Source organism: Vibrio sp. TRT 21S02, from assembly GCF_050113675.1.
GTDB lineage: Bacteria > Pseudomonadota > Gammaproteobacteria > Enterobacterales > Vibrionaceae > Vibrio.
In genome coordinates this window covers 34,621-55,385 of the sequence record NZ_JBNJOI010000005.1, presented here as the reverse complement: position 1 = coordinate 55,385, position 20,765 = coordinate 34,621, and the positions used below count along the sequence as shown (strand labels likewise).

The following is a 20,765-nucleotide window of genomic DNA, read 5'->3' as shown; positions in this document are numbered from 1 at the left end:
CAACGTAACGTTTCTTATGTTGGTTGGTACTTTGTTGTGTTTTGTTGGTACTTAGCTGTGTAGTTTACAGCAGAGAGCGCGGAGCTTAACCATACTTAGTGACATTAAGCAGTAGTATGTAGGTATGCGGTTATGCGTAGTGATGTCTTGAATCTTGTGGCAGCAATGGTTGTAATCATATTTCTGAGTGCGTGTGGTGGTGGTGATGGAGGTAGTGGAACAATAGGTAGCACTTCCCGAGTTTCATTCTCTGTGTCTGATGCCCCTGTTGATTCAGCGGATGAAGTTGTTATTGCATTTGAACAAATTGAATTGGTTGTCGATGAGGAAACCTCGGTATTGATTGATGTCGATGATGGGGTAAATGATTACGTTCAAGTCAACCTGTTCGATTTTCAGGGAACGGATGCCAAGTTATTGGTAACAGAAGAGAGTATTCCCGCTGGTACTTACGAAAATCTCATTTTGCATATCAGTGATGAATCGGGTGTCAATTACGTGATTGACAACACAGGGCAAGTTGCTCTTAAACAGCCAAGCAATAAGTTAAGGCTTGGTGGCTTTGAAGTTACGCAAGATGCGGTGCAGAGCTTTACCATAGAATTTGATTTGCGTATGTCTTTAGTGATGAGAGGCAATTTGGGAAATAACAATGGCTACATTCTCAAGCCTCATGGGGTGACTATCGTCAATAATGACTCTGCTGTCTCGCTCTCTGGTACCGTAGACCCGAATCTATTTGATGAGGGTGACTGTGCAACTCAAGATGGCAACATGGTTTATCTTTATTCCGGAAATGGGTTAGACGCCGATTTACTGATTGATCTCGTTGACCCTGAAGATGAAACCTTTACTGGGGAACCTGTTATTCCAGAAAATAGCATTGTTCCTGTTACCAGTGTTGAAGTTGCAGAAAATGGCAGTTATGAATTTGGCTTTTTATCGGCTGGTGCTTATACCGCAGCGTTTGTGTGTGATGGTGAATCGGACGACTCAATTGAATATAACCCTGAGGTGGTTATTCCAGCGGCACCAACGCTTGCTTCCCCAGGAGTTAAGCTGGTTGAGGTAACACTGGAGAATGGCATTGCAGCGGTTGCTGACTTCAATTTTTGATTTTGATCTCCCCTAAGCAAAGAGCCACAGAGAGTGCAGTTTCTGTGGCTCTTTTTTGTGTGCTAGAAATCAGAGTCAGCCTGAAAGGTCATTCTTTGTTTCGTGTATGGATGATCAAACTGCAGTAATTCGGCATGAAGGTGTAATCGGTTTGCTTTTTCTCCATACAAGCCGTCGCCAACCATCGGTTTGCTTAAACCAAGATGATGGGCGCAGTGGACTCTAAGTTGGTGTGTCCGGCCAGTTTTCGGGTGAAGATAAAGCTTGGTTCGTCCATCTTTTACTTCAATCACTTGCCATGTGGTCAGGGCGGGTTTGCCGTGTTCGAAACAAACTAGTTGGCGTGGCCTGTCGTCAGGGTCTCCTCGTAAAGGAAGTGATATCGCGCCTTGTTCAGGTTGCAATTCTCCTTCGATGAGTGCGACATAGCGCTTTTCGACACCACGAGTGATGAACTGCTTTTGCAAACTTTTGTTAGCTCGTTTCGTTAGTGCAAATACTAAAATGCCAGATGTCGCCATATCTAATCGATGGATGACGTAAGGTCCTTCAACATCAGGAAATTGGGTTTGTAGGCGGGTATATGCTGAGTCTTTAATGGTTTTCCCCGGCACAGAAAGTAGCCCAGAAGGTTTGTTGACGACGACGATGGCGTCATCTTGGTAGAGAATTTCTAACTCTTTATCTTCTGCCCAGTTTTCCTCTAAAGGATTTGGATCAACAAGAAGGCCTTTTAACATATGACCCAGTATCGGCTGACACTTGCTGTGGCAAGATGGGTAAAACTTTTTGTGCTGGCGTACTTCTGATTTCGGTGAGGTTCCCCACCAAAACTCAGCCATAGCGATAGGTTGCATTTGATGCATGTAGGCATAATGCAGCAATTTTGGTGCAGCGCACTCTCCTGCGCCTGCTGGTGGAATAGGGTTACTAGTCGCAGCAAAAATTTGATTGAGATCTTGATACTCACCATCAGCGTTTAAAAAGCGATACTGCGTAAATAGCTTGTGTTGCAAAGCGTTAGAGAGGTTTTTTCGTTGCTCTTTTAAATCATCAATTTGATGATTTAAATGATCGACCTCATTTTGGACAACACCGATGCGCTCTTCCCACTCTTGCTTTAAGTATTTCAGTACATTTTTCTCAGCAACACTTTCTTTAGCGAGTCCATCTAATACAAGGCTAAATTGCTCCTCGTTTAAATCTCGTGAAGCTTCATGCCTCTTTTGTTTACGAGCAGCGCGAGCCTGAATCATGTTTGCTCGCTGTTGTTGCTCTGCTTCTTGGTACTGCTTATTTAATCTCTCTAGTGTCGATTGAAGTTCTGCTAGATTTGATTTCGTAGTGAGCTGAGTGACTTTTTCGTTAATGGTTGTGATAGCGGCTAAGTCATTTTTAAAGAACCCGTCATTTGTCAGCATGTCAAAAACCGGTGGGACAAAGCTGGGCAGCAGGTTCTGGTCAGCTATCTTCCCTGAAAAGGCGCTGAGAAAGCCGATCTCTCCCTGCTGGTTTTTAACGATCAGTACACCAAACATTTTGCCAACCGCTTTGGTAGAGGTGGGTTCTTGAGTTTCGACCCCAAAGTTATGCTGCCATTCCCTCTGTTCTAATAAGTGCTGTTGTAATTGATGTGCCGCAAGTTCACATAAAGGATGTGGCTGATAGTAAAAAGGGAAGGTAAATCGCTCAGGTAGTGCATATCCACTGATGGGAGTTGTAAAACGGGTAAACAGTTGCTCAGGTTGATGCATGGGGCGATTCACTTATTCAAACGACAGAATTGAGCGCGATTTTACTCGTTTAAGAAATCAATACCACTATTACAGGGAAGAAGATTGTTTGTCAGGTTAGTCGCTTATGTGTCTGTCATCCTATAGGTAAAGATATAAGAGGACTATTCTTACATAATGCATTGATTATACATATATGAAACTTGTTTCTATTTGGTTTTAGGTGTGATGCCTGATTTATTGTTATATTAAATCATAATGTTCAATGAATTTAATTAATTATCCAAATGATATTTGGCTGCTATTTTTGTCTTAAGAGATCTTAAGTTTGCTCCGCTATTAAACTAAAGTTTTTATCATGAAAGTTTGGCTAGAGTTTAAGTTTAGGTTTCTTGTGTGAATATGTGATTTTTACCGTTGTAAGTATTGTCTGATGGGTGGTGTGAATATGTTTCCTTGTTTGGTATTTTTCTATTTGTTTATATTGACATGGTGAATTTAGCGAAAGAATTAATAATTTAATCAGTACCAAAAAATACTTATTTGAATGTCGTATGGTCGACGAGAAATATAATCACTAGCTAAGATGATTAGCACTTGGGGTCAAGACTCCAATAAGTAATTTACTAAAGTCATCGTGAAATTATTCACTACTTCAGAATAGGAATACAAAATGAGCATTATTTTTGGTACAACAAACACTGATGGTACTGGTTCTTCTTCTAACCTAAATACAGATAATGGTTTTGTTGTAGATGGCAACATTTACGATGAAAATGGTGTACAAGTTGGTCACATGGAAATTGGTGATAACTTCGAAAACATCGTGATCAATTCTAATGAATGGAATGGCTCTACTTCTAAAGAAGTTAAACTGGACACAACTGCAACTAATATCACAATCAACAATTTTGTAGATGCAGATATTACAAATACAAGTGATGTAGATACACAGATCTCTCTAATGAATGCTAAGCGTGGCCAAATCGACACGACTGGCGGTACTTCTTCTGACTCAATCCAGATTGGTGTTACAGCAAACAATGATCTTTGGTCAAACATGTTTGAAGTTAGCACAGGTGAAGGTAACGACACTGTAACAATGGCAAACGTTGAGAACTCTCTATGGGCTGAGTTCAACATCAATACTGGTGAAGGTAACGATGAAATTGACGTGTCTCTACTTAGCCTTTCAGCTAACCAAAGCCAAATGCGTCACGTAGATGGTGGTGAAGGTTTAGACACACTAGTAACGAATGGTGATTCAAACCTAACTTTTGAAGGCATTGAAATTGTTGTTGGTGAAGGCAATGGCGCAGGCTCTGCTCTAGAAGTAGATACAGACCTACTAGCTAACAACGATGATATGGGACTAGGTCTAATCATCTCTAACATCGATGTAGAAATGGGTTCAGACATTGTTGCTTACCAAGCTCACGAATTGTCTGCAGAACAAGCATCTTACCTAGATCAGGAAGGTTTTGACGCTTCTGGCTTTGTAGAAGTAAGCATTTTTGGTGCTGACGGTGAAGAGTACACAATTCTAACTGACGATGCTGATTTCCTAGCTTAATTCGTTAGGTCTTACCCCTCATCATCGAAGTGTCGATAATGCAGGTGAGATTAATAGACTCGTGTAAGCCAAAAAGCGCAGTTGCTCAGCAATTGCGCTTTTTTGTTTCCTAAAGTACTCATCTCTTTATATATACTTAGTAGTATAGTTCTAGTTCTTTGTGTGGTGGCTTTAAACGATATTTCATTAAAGTTATTATCAACAGAAGTGAGAATGATTCTTGTTTATATGTTTGATTTATAACTATATATTACTTAAGGTTAATTATTGATGTAGGTTATTTCTTACAATTAAAAATCGATCGGTATAAAATATTATTGAATAATTTTTGTATTTTTTTGACTTTATAGTCAAGTTGATAATTATTTCAGTTGATTAAGTTTTCTAATCTTTTTTTCATCTTGATTGCTGGGTTCTCATCATTATGTATTACGAATGATAATTATCATTTCTAAGTTGCAAGCCCAAAAAATAACTTATGCATATAGATTATGTAAACTTGTATCAAATTTTAAAAAAATCACATTTTAAATATTACCCTAATGCCTTATAAATTAATGAGTACCAAAAAAGAATTAATTGATTTCTTCTAGCTCGACGAGAGAAATATTTATTCCTAATATGCACCTGTTTTCTGAGCTCGCTGGAAAAGAGCTGAATATATAAAACTGGTCACTTTAAATACGGATGTAAGTAAGTGCCTAGTCTTCAATGGGAATATACAATAATGAACGGCAACATCATCTTTGGTACTACAAACACTGACGGTACAGGATCTTCTGCAAACCTAAACGAAGGTAACGGTTACGTAGTTGACGGTAACTTATACAATGACCACGGTGTTGTAGTGGGTACTTGGGAGACTGGTGAGAATTTTGAAACCATCGTAATTAGTTCTGATGAGTGGAACGGTGCTGATTCTAAAGAAGTAAGCCTAGTTGGTACTACTGCTACTGACATCACAATCAATAACTTTGTGGATGCAAACATCATCAACAATAGCGATGTTGATACTCAAATCTCTCTAATGCAAGCTAAACGTGGTCAAATTGACACTACTGGTGGTTCTTCTTCAGACTCTATCCAGATCGGCGTTAAAGCAAACAACGACGTTTGGGAAAACATGTTTGATATCAAAACTGGTGAAGGTAACGACACTGTAACGATGGCAAACGTTGAAAACTCAAAGTGGACAGAATTCAACGTTGACCTAGGTGAAGGTAACGATGAGTTCGATATTTCTGAGCTAGACGTTGCTCAACGTGGTAACCAAACTCGTTTTGTTGATGGTGGCGAAGGTCTAGATACACTAGTAACAAACGGTGACTCTACGCTTGAGTTCACTGGTATGGAAGTGATTGTAGGCGCAGGTGATGGTGCAGGTTCAACTCTAGAAGTAGATACTGACCTACTATCAAACAACGATGACATGGGTCTAGGTCTAATCATTTCAAACATCGATGTTGAAATGGATTCAAAACTTGTTTACCAAGCTCATGAAGTATCAGCAGAGCAAGCAGCTTTCCTAGATCAAGAAGGTTTTGATGCTGCAGATTTCGTTGAAGTAAGCGTTTTCGGTGCTGACGGTAACGAATACACAATTCTTACTGACGATGCAGATTTCCTAGCTTAATTCGCTGAAATCTTACTAGGGCCACCGCCATTGCGGTGGCTTTTTTATTGGTTTTTAAAGCAAGGCATCGTTTCATTCCATCGTTTTAATGATAGTTTTTATTTTCTATAAGGTTATATATTTACGTCACGTCACTACAATTACTAGATACATTTCTTGATGCGCAATACACAAAAGGCCGACCTTTATTTTATGTTGGACTGAGAATCAATTTTTTAGCCTTATTTATTGATATAAAAATCTTTATTATCCCTTCACGCCGTGAATGAATGGGCTGCCTTATAATAAGCAAAAGTTTTAGTTTTCATTGTGGTACCAAAAAAGAATTAATCTACCTTGTGAATGTCGAGTTTTAACCTATTTCTTCCTATTATCTTTTTGATTTCAAAGCTCTATATGGAAATAAGAGACTCGTTAAAAGGTGAACGATAATAAGGACGTTAATGGTCGCCTGTACTTTCACAAGGAACACGATGATATGGGTAGTATTATTTTTGGTACATCAAATACTGATGGCACAGGATCTTCTGCAAACCTGAATGAAGACAACGGGTTTGTAGTTAATGAAAGTGGTTATTTTGAAGAGCAAGGTGTGCTTGGGATCATTAGTGATGATGGTACTTATCTTCAAAATATATTTATTGCTGCTGAAGAGTGGAACGGAAAGGATGTAAAAGAAGTCAGCTTGGTAGACACAAGTGCTTCAAATATCACGATTGAAAACTTTGTCGATGCAAACATTATTAATAGTACTGATGTAGATACTCATATTGAATTGTTGCAAGCCAAACGGGGACAAATTGATACATCAGGTGGCGCCTCTTCTGACGCGATAACGATTGGTGTGAAGGCAAATAACAACGTATGGGATAACCTTTTTGATATCAATACTGGTGAAGGTAATGATACGGTGAGTTTTGTGAATGTAGAAAATTCACAATGGACGGATTTCCAAGTTCAGTTAGGTGAGGGAAACGATGAGTTGGATGTTTCATTATTAGACCTTGCTGTAAATTCTGATCAAGTTCGTGTTGTTGATGGTGGCCAAGGCCTTGATACTTTGGTGACAAATGGTGACTCGATTCTTCAATTTACAGGGATGGAAGTGATCGTAGGTGCTGGTTTAGGTGAAGGCTCGGTATTGAATGTAGACAACTCCGTACTAGCCAATAACAATGATGTGGCACTAGGATTAGTAATCTCTAACGTTGATGTTGAATTTGGTGCTGATATTAATGCCTACCAATCACATTCATTAACGGATGAACAGGCTGCTTATCTTGATCAAGAAGGTTTTGATTCAAGTGGCTTTAGCTCTGTGAGTATTTTCGCAGCAGATGGTCAAGAATATATAGTCTTGACTGATGATGCTGAATTTAATGTATAAGATTTTTTAATAAAAAACCACTGCGCAAGCGGTGGTTTTTTTTTATCTCTAAGGTAGGGCCAATTATTTATATCAGGAGATCTAGAATATTTCTTAAAACATATTAAAGCAAAAGAGTGAGTCTCTATATTAGTACCAGATTCAGTACCAAGTTATTTTTACATATGGATTTGGTTGAATATAAGTATGAAAATTATTATCGCAGAATAAACGAAGGAGTTTTCTATGAGTAGCATCATATTTGGTACAACTAATACAAGTGGTCATGGTTCATCAGCTAATTTGAATGAAGACAATGGTTTTGTTGTCAATAGCGATGATTATTATCATCCAGTTGGTGTTTCAGCACATCAATGGACCTCTGAGGATGGCCGTGAGCATATCGAGATTAGTGCTGATATTTGGAACAATTGGCATACTAAAGAAGTGAAAATTGAAAGCTCAGTAACTGATATAACGGTAAATAATTTTGTCGATTTTGATATTACCAACACCACAGATGAAGATACCTATATTACAGTCACTGATGCCAAACGTGGCAGTATTGATACCTCTGGTGGCAGCTCGAATGATGTCATTACAATAGGTGTAAATCCACACTTGAATCAATATGACAACATTTGGCCAAGTAATCAGCATGGTTTTAATATAAAGACGGGTGATGGAAACGATATTGTTACACTTAATGATACATCACCGGATGGTAGTCTTTATGGTACAGAAAGAACAATATTCAATATTGATCTCGGTGCCGGCAACGATATTTTTATTAATGAGATGGATGCAAGTGGTAGTGGACCACAAGAAGTTCACCCTGAAGACTATCGACATGCTGATGGTGGAGAGGGGCTTGATGTCTATGTCCCACCGACAGGAGGTAACTTCTGGACTGATGGTGGTATTTCAGGGTTTGAAGTGATCACTGATTTTGACGAGTCACAGGACTCGGTGTTTATGCTAAAAGATCTGTCTGATTGGGGGGAATTCGAGTCGGAGTATGGATTAGTTTGTACAGGCGTCACTGTTGTTGAGTTGAATATGGACGTTCCTTATGCACAGGAGATAAATGATGGGCAAGCAGCGTACTTGGAAAGCCTAGGGTTAGACTCTAGTCAGTTTGATGCTTATTGGTTTGGTGACAGCTGTATTTTGTCTGATACAGAAGTACTGGATCACCTCCCAAGCTAAGTTTAAGAATCGAAAGCCACCGCATGCGGTGGCCTTCCTTTATCTCCAAACAACTAACTCGCCAAATACTGTCCATGAAAGCGCAGGTGGTCTTCAATAAAGCTAGAGATAAAATAATAGCTGTGATCATACCCGGGTTGCATTCGTAGTTGGATGTTCGAATCATGAACTTCAGCCGCTGCCAGTAGTGCTTCAGGTTTCAATTGCTCGACCAAGAAATCATCCGCATCACCTTGATCAACTAAAATCGGTAAGTCGGCTTTCGCTTTTTTAAGTAGTTCACTGGCATCATATTGTTTCCAGCTTTCAAAATCATTTCCAAGGTAAGCATTAAAAGCTTTTTGTCCCCAAGGGCATTGCATTGGGTTGCTGATTGGGCTGAATGCAGAAATTGAGCGATATTGATCCGAGTGCTTCAAACCGATAGTCAGTGCGCCGTGTCCACCCATACTATGGCCAGAAATCGACTTAATCGAAGACACAGGGAAATTTGCTTCAATTAACTTTGGTAACTCCACAGCTATGTAGTCATACATATGGTAGTGCCGTGACCATGGTTCTTGCGTTGCATTTAGGTAAAAACCAGCGCCTTGGCCTAAATCATAGCCTTCATCATTCGCAACGTCTTCGCCTCTTGGGCTTGTGTCCGGTGCGACGATCGCGATACCAAGCTCAGCTGCAGCGCGAAAAGCGCCTGCTTTTTGCATAAAGTTCTCATCGGTACAGGTTAACCCTGAAAGCCAGTATAAGACGGGAACTGGATTCGTTTTACTTGCACTTGGTGGAAGGTAAACAGCAAAACGCATTGTACAATTTGTCGTACGTGATTGGTGCGTGTATTGCTTATGCCAACCACCATAGACTTTGTTTTTACTGATATTTTCGAGAGTCATTGTCAAGCCTCTGATTGATTCTGCCCCGCCAAATGGCAGGGCAGATGTCATATAGGTAAGATTATTTATCCATGTGAAGAACGGTACGGATAGATTCACCTTTGTGCATCAGTTCGAACGCTTCGTTCACGTCTTGTAGACCCATCGTGTGCGTGATGAATTCTTGTAGACCGAACTCGCCAGCCATGTAACGGTTTACGATTTCTGGAAGCTCAGAGCGACCTTTAACGCCACCGAAAGCAGAACCGCGCCATACGCGACCAGTTACCAGTTGGAATGGACGAGTTGAGATCTCTTGACCTGCACCAGCAACACCAATGATTACTGACTCACCCCAACCTTTGTGACAACACTCAAGTGCTTGACGCATCACGTTTACGTTACCGATACATTCGAATGAGTAATCAACACCACCGTCTGTCATCTCAACGATAACGTCTTGGATTGGCTTGTCGAACTTCATTGGGTTGATGACGTCTGTAGCGCCAAGTTGTTTCGCTAGGTCGAATTTACTTTCGTTGATGTCGACACCGATGATGCGGCTTGCTCCAGCCATACGAGCACCGATGATTGCAGAAAGACCGATACCGCCTAGACCAAATACAGCAACTGTGTCGCCTTTTTCAACTTTAGCTGTGTTTAGTACCGCACCCATACCGGTAGTTACGCCACAACCTAGAAGACAAACTTCTTCAAGTGGTGCTTCTTTGTTTACTTTCGCTAGTGAGATTTCTGGAAGAACCGTGTACTCAGAGAAAGTAGAACAACCCATGTAGTGGAAAATAGTCTCACCGTTGATAGAGAAACGGCTTGTACCATCTGGCATCAGACCTTTACCTTGCGTTTCGCGAACTGCCTGACATAGGTTAGTTTTGCCAGATTTACAGAACTTACACTCACCACATTCAGCGGTGTAAAGTGGGATAACGTGGTCGCCAACTTCAACGCTTGTTACGCCTTCGCCAACCATTTCAACGATACCGCCACCTTCGTGACCAAGGATTGAAGGGAAGATACCTTCTGGATCGTCACCTGATAGTGTGAATGCGTCAGTGTGACAAACACCAGTTGCTACGATACGTACTAGCACTTCACCAGCTTTTGGAAGTTGTACATCAACTTCTTCCATTTTTAGCGGCTCGCCTGCAGCCCATGCAACCATTGCTTTTGATTTAATGTGAGTTTGACCTGGTTTGATTTCAAGCGCCATTGGAGTTTCCTTTTAGTGTTTTACTTGCGATTAACAAAGAGCAAAGTCGGCTCGTTGTTAACGTCTTTTTTGTCTGTGCTAAGCGTAGTTGAACATGGTTCAACTTCGCCTCATCAATTCGATGGAATCTATTCTATGTATTTCTTTATGAATGATAATCCGTGCATTTTGAAAATCATTATTACGTATTTGTAATAATGGATGGTATGCTGGATGCATATTAACAATGATCGGGTACAGAAGATGGCTAATTGGGAAGGGGTGAGTGAGTTTGTTGCCGTCGCGGAAACGAACAGTTTTACCTCCGCTGCAAAAAAACTAAATACGTCGGTAGCGCAAGTGAGCCGCCGTGTTTCCTCTTTGGAAGAACGGCTCGCAGTTAAGTTACTCCACCGAACGACTAGAAGGGTGTCATTAACAGAAGCAGGTCAGCTTTATTATCAACAGTGTAAACAGTTAGTGGAAGGGTTGGAGTTAGCTGAGCTGGCTGTGACTCAAATGCAGTCGGTTCCTAAGGGATTGGTGAAAGTCACGGCACCAGTAACCTATGGGGAAACACATTTGGCCCCATTACTGCACCAGTTCTTAGAGATGCACCCCCAAGTTGATTTGGAGTTGAACCTTACGAACCAAAAATTAGACTTAATTGAATCTGGGATTGACGTGGCAATCCGCTTAGGTCGGCTACAGGATTCAAGTATGATCGCGAGACGTCTGGCTTCACGTCAGCTATATGTATGCGCTAGCCCTCAATATTTAGAACATCACGGTGAACCACACACCTTATCTGAACTCGCGCATCATCAATGTTTGGTTGGGTCGGTTGAATATTGGCACTTCAAAGAATTTAGCCAAGAGAAATCATTGCGTGTGTCAGGACGAATCAAATGCAATTCAGGTTTTGCATTGCTTGATGCTGCCAAACGAGGGTTAGGGCTAGTGCAGCTGCCTGACTACTACGTTCAAAAAGCATTGAAGTCTGGAGAGCTGATTGAGGTATTGAGTGATTACCGCGATGAACGAGAAGGTATTTGGGCACTCTATCCTCAAAACCGTAATTTGTCTCCGAAAGTACGACTGCTCATCGACTTCTTAGCAAAGCATTTAGGCGGAGCAACTTAAGCTGCTCGCCCAGTCATTACATGCTTTTTAAGCGCCCCTTGAAGTGGACATAGACATCGTCGTTATTAAAGCCGTCCACATTTTGACTAGAGAACACCAATGGTTCAACACCTTGTGCAAGTGCTAATTTTTGAGCCTCGGTACAGATGGTGTTAATCAATGCCATGCCAGAGATACTTGAAAAAGCACCAGTTACTCGGTCATTTATTGTGCACAGACCATCTCCGTTTGGTACGCGGTTATCCAAAACAATATCGGCAATATCCATGAGCTTTAAGCCTGAGGAATGACGGCTGGGGTGCTGTGAAGATTGAGTCACTGAGGTGATAGCGACAACGGTATGACCTTTTTCTTTCGCCAATTGGGCAAACTCAATCGGTAGGGCATTCCGACCAGAGTTGGAGATCACGACGATGAGATCGTTAGGTGAAATATTTTGATCGTGCCAAAGAACTTCTGCGAGTCCCTCTAACTTTTCCATCGCAGAACCGCGTAATGCGCCGTCGCTAGTCAGCACGGTTGAGTCAAGAATTGCGTTGATATTGCCCAATCCACCAGCACGAATGAACCCTTCTAGCCCAATCATATGTGAATGGCCTGTACCGAGTATTTGGATCATGGCATCTGAGGTAATGGCGTTAGCAAAAAGCTGGCTGGTTTCATTAATCGCGGTTTGATTATGCTCAAATAGATCAGTTAACGCATCGATGAGCTTGGTGCTGTATTCATACATTGGGTGTCTCTCTGGATATCAACTCTTAACCATAATAATTAATCTGCTATTTGATATCAGAGAGCAGGCTCAATAATTTGCTAGAGCCTGCACAAGTCTTCAGTTATTGAGTAAGCCGCTCTTGTTCTTCAGCATCTTGATGTTTAATCACTTTATGCCCATCTTCAGAAACACCTTTTTTCCAGTAACTACTGATGTAAATCATGTCTCGTTCCACCGCTTTCTCATTGCGGAAATATTGTCGCAACGCACGCATGCTATCAAATTCACACGCACACCAGACAGCGGCTTGTCCTGCTTTCCATTCAAGGCTCTGTACTCTATCGACAAGGTCAGAAGTAACCCAATAAATGGTCATGCCTTCGGGAGCCTGAAGTTGCTGTTTGTCTTCTGCACTTTCAATTTGAATGACAGCGTAACCTTGCGCATTTTTTGGTAATCGCGCTATTTTGGCTGAAAGAGCAGGGAGTGCGGTCATGTCTGCTATCATGAAGTACCAATCTGCACTGTCGCTCATTTCCTGAATGGAACCCGGACCTCGAATCGTGATGGTATCACCCTCTTGTGCTTGCATTGCCCAACGTGAAGCGAAGCCACATTGTTGGTTTTGAGTAATATGGCGAACAAAATCGACTTCAATTTGTTGTTTGCTTTGATCAAAGTGACGGATGGTATAAGTACGTAAGACAGGACGTTCACCTTCAGCCAAACACGATATATCCGTTCCGCCGAGCTGGTTGAACTGAAGCTTGATATAGCCTCCGGAGCAATGCTCCGGAAACGTTGCGAGTACTTCACCTTGAAGCGTTATGCGCTGCATGTTTGGTGTGACAGTGTGATTGGCCAAAACCGTTAACTGGTTGTGTGTCGTCATGAATACTTACCTGATAATTATTCTCTTTCGCATTAAATTAGCAGGATAACACTTCTGTAGGTAGCAAATTTTACGTTCTTTACGTTTTTATACACATAGGGGGGTTAAAGCATCGGCATAGTTGAAACAAGTAATGCTGCTGCCATCAGATAGTTAAAGCTACGCACTCGTTTTGGTGTAGTCAGCCAGCGCTGTAATTGCATACCCGCGACCGTCCAAAAACTCGCTGAAGGTAAGTTGACGATGCAGAATATCGCAGCGATAAGCAGCAGCTCTTGCCATGAGTGGCTGATGCTATACACGGTTATTGCCATCATAGCCATAGACCAACCTTTCGGGTTGACCCATTGAAAGCTTGCTGCTCCGAAGAAGCTGAGTGGTTGGTAATCATGCTTCGCTTTGCTTTGGCCACTCATGGCGATACGAAAAGCCAAATAGCACAGATAAGTCAAGCTTAGATACTTCAAGACCACGTGTGTTATTGGGTATTGATGAAATACGCTGATCAAACCCAGCCCGACGACGAGTAACATAAAAGAAAAACCCAGTGAGATCCCCATAATATGGGGGATAGTGCGCCTGAATCCTGCATTTGCACCTGAGGCCATGAGCATTAAATTATTGGGGCCCGGCGTAAAGGTCGAAACAAACGCGAATACGACAACTGCACTCAATTGCTGCCATTCCATAACATCTCTCCATAGTGTGTTGAATGATTTGTTTTGACCGGTCAGGAATAGATTACTTTGATAGCAGATAAATTATGTGTTTATATTTGCTTTATTAACGTCTTATTGAGCAATGAATTTAACTTATGGATAAGTTTGACGAAAGAATATTGCGTGAACTAAAAATGGACGGCAGGATCTCCAATGTCGATCTGTCTAACCGAGTTGGTCTGTCACCCTCTGCAACTTTGCGCCGGGTTCAGGAACTTGAGAAGCAGGGGGTTATTAGTGGCTACCGAGCGGTATTAGATAACAGCAAATTAGGTATCGGTTTTGCCGCCTATGTGTTGGTTGGGTTGAGTGATCATCGACGGGCAGCACAGATGGCATTTGAAGAGTATGTGTGTGATATAGACGAAGTGGTTGAATGTCACAACGTCACCGGAACAAGTGAGTATTTACTTCGCGTCGAGTCTAAAGATCTTGTGGCTTATAAAGCATTTCATACGGATGTGTTGGGAGAATGCCCTCAAGTAAACTCCATTGTAACGACGGTAGTTATGGCGAGCCCTAAAGACACGCGCCGTTAATAAAAAACGCCAACCCAAAGTGGGATGGCGTTAACACGAGTCAGTGTTGAGGCAGTAGGTTAGCTATTTTTATAGGAAGTAGCGCACACCGAATGTCCAGTAATCTTCTTCTGCGACATTCACATCGTTACCAAGATCAAATTGGTAGGCGGCAAAGCCAGTTAAGTTTGGTGTGAAATTGTATTCTGCTTGAAGAGCACTTTGGCTATAAAGTGTTTGGTTTGCCTTGTCATCTTCAACGGCTTCATAATTGACGCTTAGATTTACCCCATTCATGGCGTAAGCCAGCAACGCTTCATACTGCAACGTTTCTTCTAAGCCAGTATAAAAGTATTCATTGCTACCAATCACACCAGCGACATAAAGACCATTACCGTATGAGCCGTAATATAGGGAGAAAACATGTGATTCAGCATCGACGACCCCGACGTCACCACCGCTGTATGCGTACCCAAGGCCAACGCCCATAAAGCTTGCATGAATCGCTGCTTGGCCACGAGTGTCGTAAGTTGCGGTATTCTCACCTTGCCAACCGAGACCGAAACCAATTGAAGCATTTTCGCCTACTTCAAAGCTATTTCTGTAACTGACCATTCGCTCTGCACGGGCAGAGCCAAGTTCGTAGTAACCCGTGCCATATAGGAAGTCGTTCGCAAATGCGATTGGCATATCAGCAACGCCACCCACATCATAATAAGGTGACCATTGCGTACCAATGACGAGTCGGCCAGCTGATTCATGAGTAGCGCCAATATACCCTAGACGGGTTGCGAAAGAGGTGTCTCCCCCTTCAAGGTAGTTGAGTGACCATTCCCCTTTGGCATCGACCGTCACGCCATTACCTACATCTTGAGTTCCGGAAATATTCACTCGGGGTGATACTTGGTGAACTTTGGTTTCTGTTTCAAAGTATTTACCGATACCGACATCGACATAACCGCCGATTGCCAATGTTGAGCCATCACTGTTATAGATTTCAGCAGCGATGCTGCTCGTTCCACATGCTGTTGCCGCCACTGCTGCGGCTAGTAGTTTTAGTTTCATGGTTGTATTTCCATATAATTAGTTTTAATTACGTTCGTTATCATTAAAAAGTGCGATGAGCGTCACGAACAATTAAAACGTAGTACGGAAAAGTGAATATGCAAACGCAATAGTATTGATTGTGTGAATGGAATAAAAAAAACGCCTACATGATCACATATAGGCGCTATCACATTGATAGACTGATATGAGAAATCCAAGGCCACAAAAGGCCCGGCGGGCAGTTTCTGTTTTATCGGGCGATGATCATTAAACAGGACTTTCCGCATTCCCTATCAGGAAGAAGGGACGGTAAAAAGAAATAGGTTGTTCACTAAAAGTAATAGCGTGCACCGATGGTCCATCTGTCATCAGTGTCTCGGTTATTGCTGCTATTCAAATCAAACTGATAACCGGTATAACCAACAAATTTAGGTGTGAAGTTGTATTCAGCTTGTAAGGCGAGCTCTTCACGTTCCGTGGATTTTTCTTTGGAAATCTTGTCTTTTTCTTCGACCGTTTCGTAGTTAATGCTTAAGTTTAAGCTGTTAGCGAAGCCAAATGCCGCTAACAGTTCGTATGAATCACTTTCTAGGTCATCATATTTGTTATCAGCCATCTGATAGACACCTGCCACATATAATCCATTACCGTATGAACCAAATTTTGCGCTAAATACATGGAAATCAAGCGAGCGGGTGTTGGCGTTGAGTCCAACTTTGCCTGAGTTGTAACCATAACCAAACATAGCACCTGCCACTGAATAGCTGGCTGAAGCTTGGGTTCGGTCTTTGTACCTTAATGTTGTCGCACCCAAAATATTTGTTTCTTGGTTTTCCCCTTGCCATGCTAGGCCGAAGTTAAGGGCACCTGCTTCACCAAAGCTAAAGTCATTTCGGTAACTCACCATCTTATCCGCACGAGATAGGCCAACTTTGGCGAAATTATCTGGGTATAGAAAATCGTTCGCATAGGCAATCGGCAAATCGGTAACACCTGCGACATCGTAGTATGGTGCCCACTGTGTTCCAACCACTGTGCGGCCAAGATCTTCATGAGTTAACCCGATATAACCAAGACGTGTTGTGAAAGCATTTTCGCTATTATTGAGGTAATTGATCGCCCATTCACCTTTCGCGTCAACGGTAAAGCCGTTACCAAGATCTTGAGTCCCTTCGATATTAATGCGTGGAGAGTTTGAACCTACATCAGTACTCCCTTCTTCAGAACCATTCAAATTCACAGAAACATGGCCACCAACTGCGAAGGTGGTGCCGTCGTTGTTATATAGCTCTACTGCTACTGCGTGTGTTCCAAAAGTTGCTACTGAGACTGCAACTGCGAGTAGTTTTTTGTCCATTTTCTTGTCCATAAAATTTGCCAAATGCATGACGAAACAAAGAGTTACCTATGTGGCTTCTCTTGCTGCTTAACAGAGGCTCAGACTGTAAATGGTGAATCGAAAAAATGGGGCACAAAAAGATATAAAACAACAAAAATTGAAGGTAAATTATTTAAAAACAAATAGTTAAGTGTTGTCTAAAATTAGAAATTCCGAGAGTTATTTATGTTACAAATGGAAATGTATAGTAAGTGATAATTGTTAGGAATGGTTTAATGCTCTCAATATTTATTTTCCTTCTATGGTTATTTAATAACCATTTTTGTGATCAATGCATTGGTTTGATTTACTTTATTGATGAAGAGGTTTTATTTGACCATAAAATACAGCCTTTAAACTTATATATAGTATATTTATTAACCAAAATCATTTTGGATTCATCAATAAATTTTAATATATGTACTTCTAATTTATAAATGAAAGTAATACTTAATCTGTCATTTATAAGCATTGATTATTTTGTCATTATGTTGGCGTACGCCATTTTAATGACAGTGTCATTTTTTGTAACACTATGATAAATATAGAAACATTCAGGAAGAATACTTGGATTTAATATTAGGGTCCTTGAAATTAAAGATGGGAATCATCCCACATATGGAAGTGGTTACAAAATAGTAAAGGCTTATAATTTATGCAGCTATCATTAAGAAACTTGTCTATTCGTACCCAAATATTATTGCCTGTTGTGTTTATCACTCTGGCCTTATTTTTGTCTTTATGGGTTACCAAGAATAATCTTCAGGAAGAGCAAGACGATATCTTTAAAACAACCGATGATTTGGTTTTTTATAAAGATACGTTAGCGGACATTGACGATCAGGTATATCCGCTACGAATTAGTGCGGTTTATGCAATTTACGACTCAACGCGTCGAGACACATTTCTACAAGACCTTAAATCTGGTATGGCTGAGATTGAGGTAAAACTTGATCTTATGCGTCAAGGTAAAATCTTTGTGGATGACATAGAGGAAGTTCGTAAAGAAATTGAAGACTACATTAACTACTCAACGCGCGCTGTTGATTTTTTTGAGCGCCATGATTCCGGTTTAATGTCGGATGAAGAGTACAATCAATTCATTTCTGGCTACCGTGAGTCTGGAACTCACATGGTTGAAGCAATTAATCAGCTATCACTAAAAGTGAATACCTTTGCCACAGACGCGATGGCAGAAAGCGCGAGTGATAATGATAAAGTGCAAAACTCTGCGATGATCACGATACTTTCTGTATTGGCTGTTTCACTGATTGTTGCTTGGTTCCTATCTGGCATGATTGTGACGCCAATTCAAACGTTGCAAGGTGTAATGCGCAAAATTGCGCTCGGAGATTTGTCTGCACGTGCTGATGTGAGTGGCGAAAATGAAGTGGCTCAACTGGGCAAAGACATCAACCAAACCACCAGTCAGTTGCATGACACCGTTGAAGAGCTTATTCGCATCAGTGAAGAAGTAGCCTCCGCGTCTACAGAATTAGCTGCGGTGATGACTCAAACGGAAAATAATGCTCAACAAGAGCTAGCAGAAATTGAACAAGTTGCTTCTGCTGTCAACGAACTGTCTAGCACAGCTGACAACGTGAGTGACAACGCATCCATGGCTGATTCCACTGCGCGTGAAGCAGATCAGTTAGCGAAATCTGGCCTCAATGTTTTCCAAGAAAGCTCGAAAGCCAGTGAGCAAATGAATGTTGCATTAAATGATGCGGCTCAAGTTGTACAACGCCTGCAAGAGCAATCAGAGCAGATCAATGATGTGATTGAAGTGATTCGTAGTGTGTCAGAGCAAACTAACTTGCTTGCACTGAATGCGGCGATTGAAGCGGCGCGTGCTGGGGAATCTGGTCGTGGTTTCGCTGTGGTTGCGGATGAAGTAAGAATGCTAGCGGCTCGCACACAAGAGTCGACCGGTGAGATTCAAACCATCATCGAAGAGCTACAGAAGCAATCTGGCTTAGCTAACGACAGTATGCAGACCAGCTTAGAAATTCTGGCGAAGAACAATGATTTGGCACAACAGGCAAATGATGCCCTTGTCGGGATCACAGAATCCGTTACCAACATCAATGACACCAATGCACAAGTTGCAACAGCAGCTGAGCAGCAATCTCAAGTGACCCAAGACATTAATCGTAATGTGGTGAATATGTCGGAACTGGTGAACCAGAACGTGGTGGGAATTAGCCAGAGTGCAAGTGCGAGTACCGAGCTATCTAAGCTCGCAGAAAAGCAGAAAGCGCAGCTCTCTTTCTTCACACTTTAAGCGTTTGTCCTAAAGCAGAAATTTACAGTCGCACATTTATGTGCGGCTTTTTTATGCCATTAATGTTGTCACTGGTTCGGTATACCGCCATAAAACAAAAGGGCAGCATAGGCTGCCCTTCTTTTAATCATTCGATTGATTGCGCTTGTGCTTCGGCACGTAGTTCAAGATTGAAATTGGAACTTCTTTGCGTGGTTTGAACCCTTCAATTTCACGCCGCTCAATTAAATGGCCTAAACGGCTTTCGATCATGCATAGGTTTTTAAAGTTGTCTTTTGAAACCAATGAAATGGCTTCACCTTGTGCATCGGCACGTCCAGTTCGGCCAATACGATGAACATACTCATCTGCTGGGTAAGGCAAGTCGTAATTCACAACACGTGATAGGTCAGCAATATCGATACCACGAGCGGCCACACCCGTTGAGACCAAATACTGAATTTTGCCATGACGGAAGTCTTCTAATATTTGCTCTCGGATTTTTTGGCTTCGGCCACTATGGAAAGCTTCGGCTTGAATACCACGTTTTTCCAGTTGTGATACCAGCTTTGCAGCGCCGTGTTTCGTTTCAATGAAGATCAACGCCTGCTCCCACTGAAACTCTTTGATCATATGGCTTAACACAGAGGACTTCATGTCTTTGTCGACTGTCACCAGCCATTGTTCAATATTAGACTTAGAAGCGCTGTGTTTCGTGATAGAAATTTCTTCCGCTTCATCAATGGCCGATTTTGCCAGCTCGCGAACCGGGTTGGATAAGGTTGCCGAGAACAAAAGGTTTTGCACATCAACAGGGAGGCGCGCAATGATCTTATTAATGTCCTCGATAAAGCCCATGTCGAGCATGCGATCGGCTTCATCCAAAACCAGCGTTTCCACTTCCTCAAAGTAGACAGCGCGCTGACCGTACATATCAATCAATCTGCCGGGCGTTGACACCAGAATATCGACACCTTCGATTAAGCGTGCTTTTTGAGGTTTGTCATCAACGCCACCGTACATCGCCATAGACGTCAGGTTGAGGTTTTTAGCATAGCGCTGAATGTTTTCATCAACTTGAATGGCCAGCTCTCGCGTTGGCGTCACGATGACCGCGCGAACGCGTTTCTTACGCTTGGTTTCACTGTGTTGCAGTTTTTCCAAAATAGGCAAAACAAAACTGGCGGTTTTACCTGTGCCTGTTTGTGCCGCCGCAATAAGGTTTTTGCCGGATAGCACAATTGGGATCGCTTTTTGCTGAATGCTGGTTGGTTTTTGATAACCGAGCTCAGTAATCGCGTCGACCAGTGGGGCACTGAGTCCTAATTTGGAAAATGGCATAGGCGTTCTCTACAAAGTAAAACAAGCTGACGGCAAA

General features: G+C 41.9%; 17 protein-coding genes. 8 read left to right on the top strand and 9 right to left on the bottom strand.

The window, feature by feature from the left end:
* Nucleotides 1–132 precede the first annotated feature (132 nt).
* Nucleotides 133–1,116, top strand: coding sequence for a DUF4382 domain-containing protein (locus ACQEXU_RS08040; RefSeq protein WP_427010375.1), 984 nt, complete (start codon nucleotides 133–135; stop codon nucleotides 1,114–1,116).
* Nucleotides 1,117–1,178: 62 nt separating this feature from the next.
* Here ACQEXU_RS08040 and ACQEXU_RS08035 read toward each other — a convergent pair whose 3' ends face one another.
* On the bottom strand, nucleotides 1,179–2,870 hold the full coding sequence (locus ACQEXU_RS08035; RefSeq protein WP_427010374.1) for a pseudouridine synthase: 1,692 nt from the start codon (nucleotides 2,868–2,870) through the stop codon (nucleotides 1,179–1,181).
* Nucleotides 2,871–3,522: 652 nt separating this feature from the next.
* On the opposite strand from ACQEXU_RS08035, the gene ACQEXU_RS08030 reads away from it, so the two are divergent.
* The 4 genes from ACQEXU_RS08030 to ACQEXU_RS08015 all read left to right on the top strand — a co-directional run bounded on the left by ACQEXU_RS08030 (nucleotide 3,523) and on the right by ACQEXU_RS08015 (nucleotide 8,630).
* Nucleotides 3,523–4,422, top strand: coding sequence for a hypothetical protein (locus ACQEXU_RS08030; RefSeq protein WP_427010373.1), 900 nt, complete (start codon nucleotides 3,523–3,525; stop codon nucleotides 4,420–4,422).
* A 727-nt stretch (nucleotides 4,423–5,149) separates the two neighbouring features.
* Nucleotides 5,150–6,055, top strand: coding sequence for a hypothetical protein (locus tag ACQEXU_RS08025; RefSeq protein WP_427010372.1), 906 nt, complete (start codon nucleotides 5,150–5,152; stop codon nucleotides 6,053–6,055).
* Nucleotides 6,056–6,533: 478 nt separating this feature from the next.
* Nucleotides 6,534–7,442: a hypothetical protein gene (locus ACQEXU_RS08020; protein ID WP_427010371.1), complete on the top strand. Its 909-nt coding sequence runs from the start codon at nucleotides 6,534–6,536 to the stop codon at nucleotides 7,440–7,442.
* A gap of 225 nt (nucleotides 7,443–7,667) precedes the next feature.
* Complete coding sequence (locus ACQEXU_RS08015; RefSeq protein WP_427010370.1) at nucleotides 7,668–8,630, top strand: hypothetical protein; 963 nt, start codon at nucleotides 7,668–7,670, stop codon at nucleotides 8,628–8,630.
* Nucleotides 8,631–8,683: 53 nt separating this feature from the next.
* Here ACQEXU_RS08015 and fghA read toward each other — a convergent pair whose 3' ends face one another.
* Nucleotides 8,684–9,523 (bottom strand): S-formylglutathione hydrolase, encoded by an 840-nt coding sequence (gene fghA, locus ACQEXU_RS08010; protein ID WP_427010369.1) that lies wholly within the window; start codon nucleotides 9,521–9,523, stop codon nucleotides 8,684–8,686.
* A gap of 61 nt (nucleotides 9,524–9,584) precedes the next feature.
* Nucleotides 9,585–10,733, bottom strand: a complete 1,149-nt coding sequence (locus ACQEXU_RS08005) for an S-(hydroxymethyl)glutathione dehydrogenase/class III alcohol dehydrogenase (RefSeq protein WP_128812457.1) — start codon at nucleotides 10,731–10,733, stop codon at nucleotides 9,585–9,587.
* A 243-nt stretch (nucleotides 10,734–10,976) separates the two neighbouring features.
* Here ACQEXU_RS08005 and ACQEXU_RS08000 point away from each other — a divergent pair, with 243 nt between their 5' ends.
* Complete coding sequence (locus tag ACQEXU_RS08000; protein WP_427010600.1) at nucleotides 10,977–11,855, top strand: LysR family transcriptional regulator; 879 nt, start codon at nucleotides 10,977–10,979, stop codon at nucleotides 11,853–11,855.
* Nucleotides 11,856–11,871: 16 nt separating this feature from the next.
* Here the strand turns inward: ACQEXU_RS08000 and ACQEXU_RS07995 are convergent, their stop codons facing one another.
* From ACQEXU_RS07995 to ACQEXU_RS07985, 3 genes are all read right to left on the bottom strand, one after another.
* A complete protein-coding gene (locus ACQEXU_RS07995) occupies nucleotides 11,872–12,588 on the bottom strand; it encodes a sugar isomerase domain-containing protein (RefSeq protein WP_427010368.1) in 717 nt (238 codons plus the stop codon).
* Nucleotides 12,589–12,691: 103 nt separating this feature from the next.
* The gene (locus ACQEXU_RS07990) at nucleotides 12,692–13,462 is read right to left on the bottom strand and encodes a siderophore-interacting protein (protein ID WP_427010367.1); all 771 of its coding nucleotides are present in this window, start codon (nucleotides 13,460–13,462) and stop codon (nucleotides 12,692–12,694) included.
* A gap of 104 nt (nucleotides 13,463–13,566) precedes the next feature.
* Nucleotides 13,567–14,151, bottom strand: coding sequence for a LysE family translocator (locus ACQEXU_RS07985; protein WP_427010366.1), 585 nt, complete (start codon nucleotides 14,149–14,151; stop codon nucleotides 13,567–13,569).
* Nucleotides 14,152–14,276: 125 nt separating this feature from the next.
* Between ACQEXU_RS07985 and ACQEXU_RS07980 the strand changes: the two genes are divergently transcribed.
* A complete protein-coding gene (locus tag ACQEXU_RS07980; RefSeq protein WP_367989423.1) occupies nucleotides 14,277–14,720 on the top strand; it encodes an Lrp/AsnC family transcriptional regulator in 444 nt (147 codons plus the stop codon).
* A 69-nt stretch (nucleotides 14,721–14,789) separates the two neighbouring features.
* On the opposite strand, the gene ACQEXU_RS07975 is transcribed toward ACQEXU_RS07980, so the two are convergent.
* Together ACQEXU_RS07975 and ACQEXU_RS07970 are read right to left on the bottom strand one after the other, a co-directional pair.
* Nucleotides 14,790–15,764 (bottom strand): porin, encoded by a 975-nt coding sequence (locus ACQEXU_RS07975; protein ID WP_427010365.1) that lies wholly within the window; start codon nucleotides 15,762–15,764, stop codon nucleotides 14,790–14,792.
* 313 nt (nucleotides 15,765–16,077) lie between these two features.
* Nucleotides 16,078–17,103, bottom strand: coding sequence for a porin (locus tag ACQEXU_RS07970; protein WP_427010364.1), 1,026 nt, complete (start codon nucleotides 17,101–17,103; stop codon nucleotides 16,078–16,080).
* Nucleotides 17,104–17,779: 676 nt separating this feature from the next.
* Here ACQEXU_RS07970 and ACQEXU_RS07965 point away from each other — a divergent pair.
* Complete coding sequence (locus tag ACQEXU_RS07965) at nucleotides 17,780–19,408, top strand: methyl-accepting chemotaxis protein (protein ID WP_427010363.1); 1,629 nt, start codon at nucleotides 17,780–17,782, stop codon at nucleotides 19,406–19,408.
* A gap of 123 nt (nucleotides 19,409–19,531) precedes the next feature.
* On the opposite strand, the gene ACQEXU_RS07960 is transcribed toward ACQEXU_RS07965, so the two are convergent.
* On the bottom strand, nucleotides 19,532–20,728 hold the full coding sequence (locus ACQEXU_RS07960) for a DEAD/DEAH box helicase (protein WP_427010362.1): 1,197 nt from the start codon (nucleotides 20,726–20,728) through the stop codon (nucleotides 19,532–19,534).
* Nucleotides 20,729–20,765: the final 37 nt, after the last annotated feature.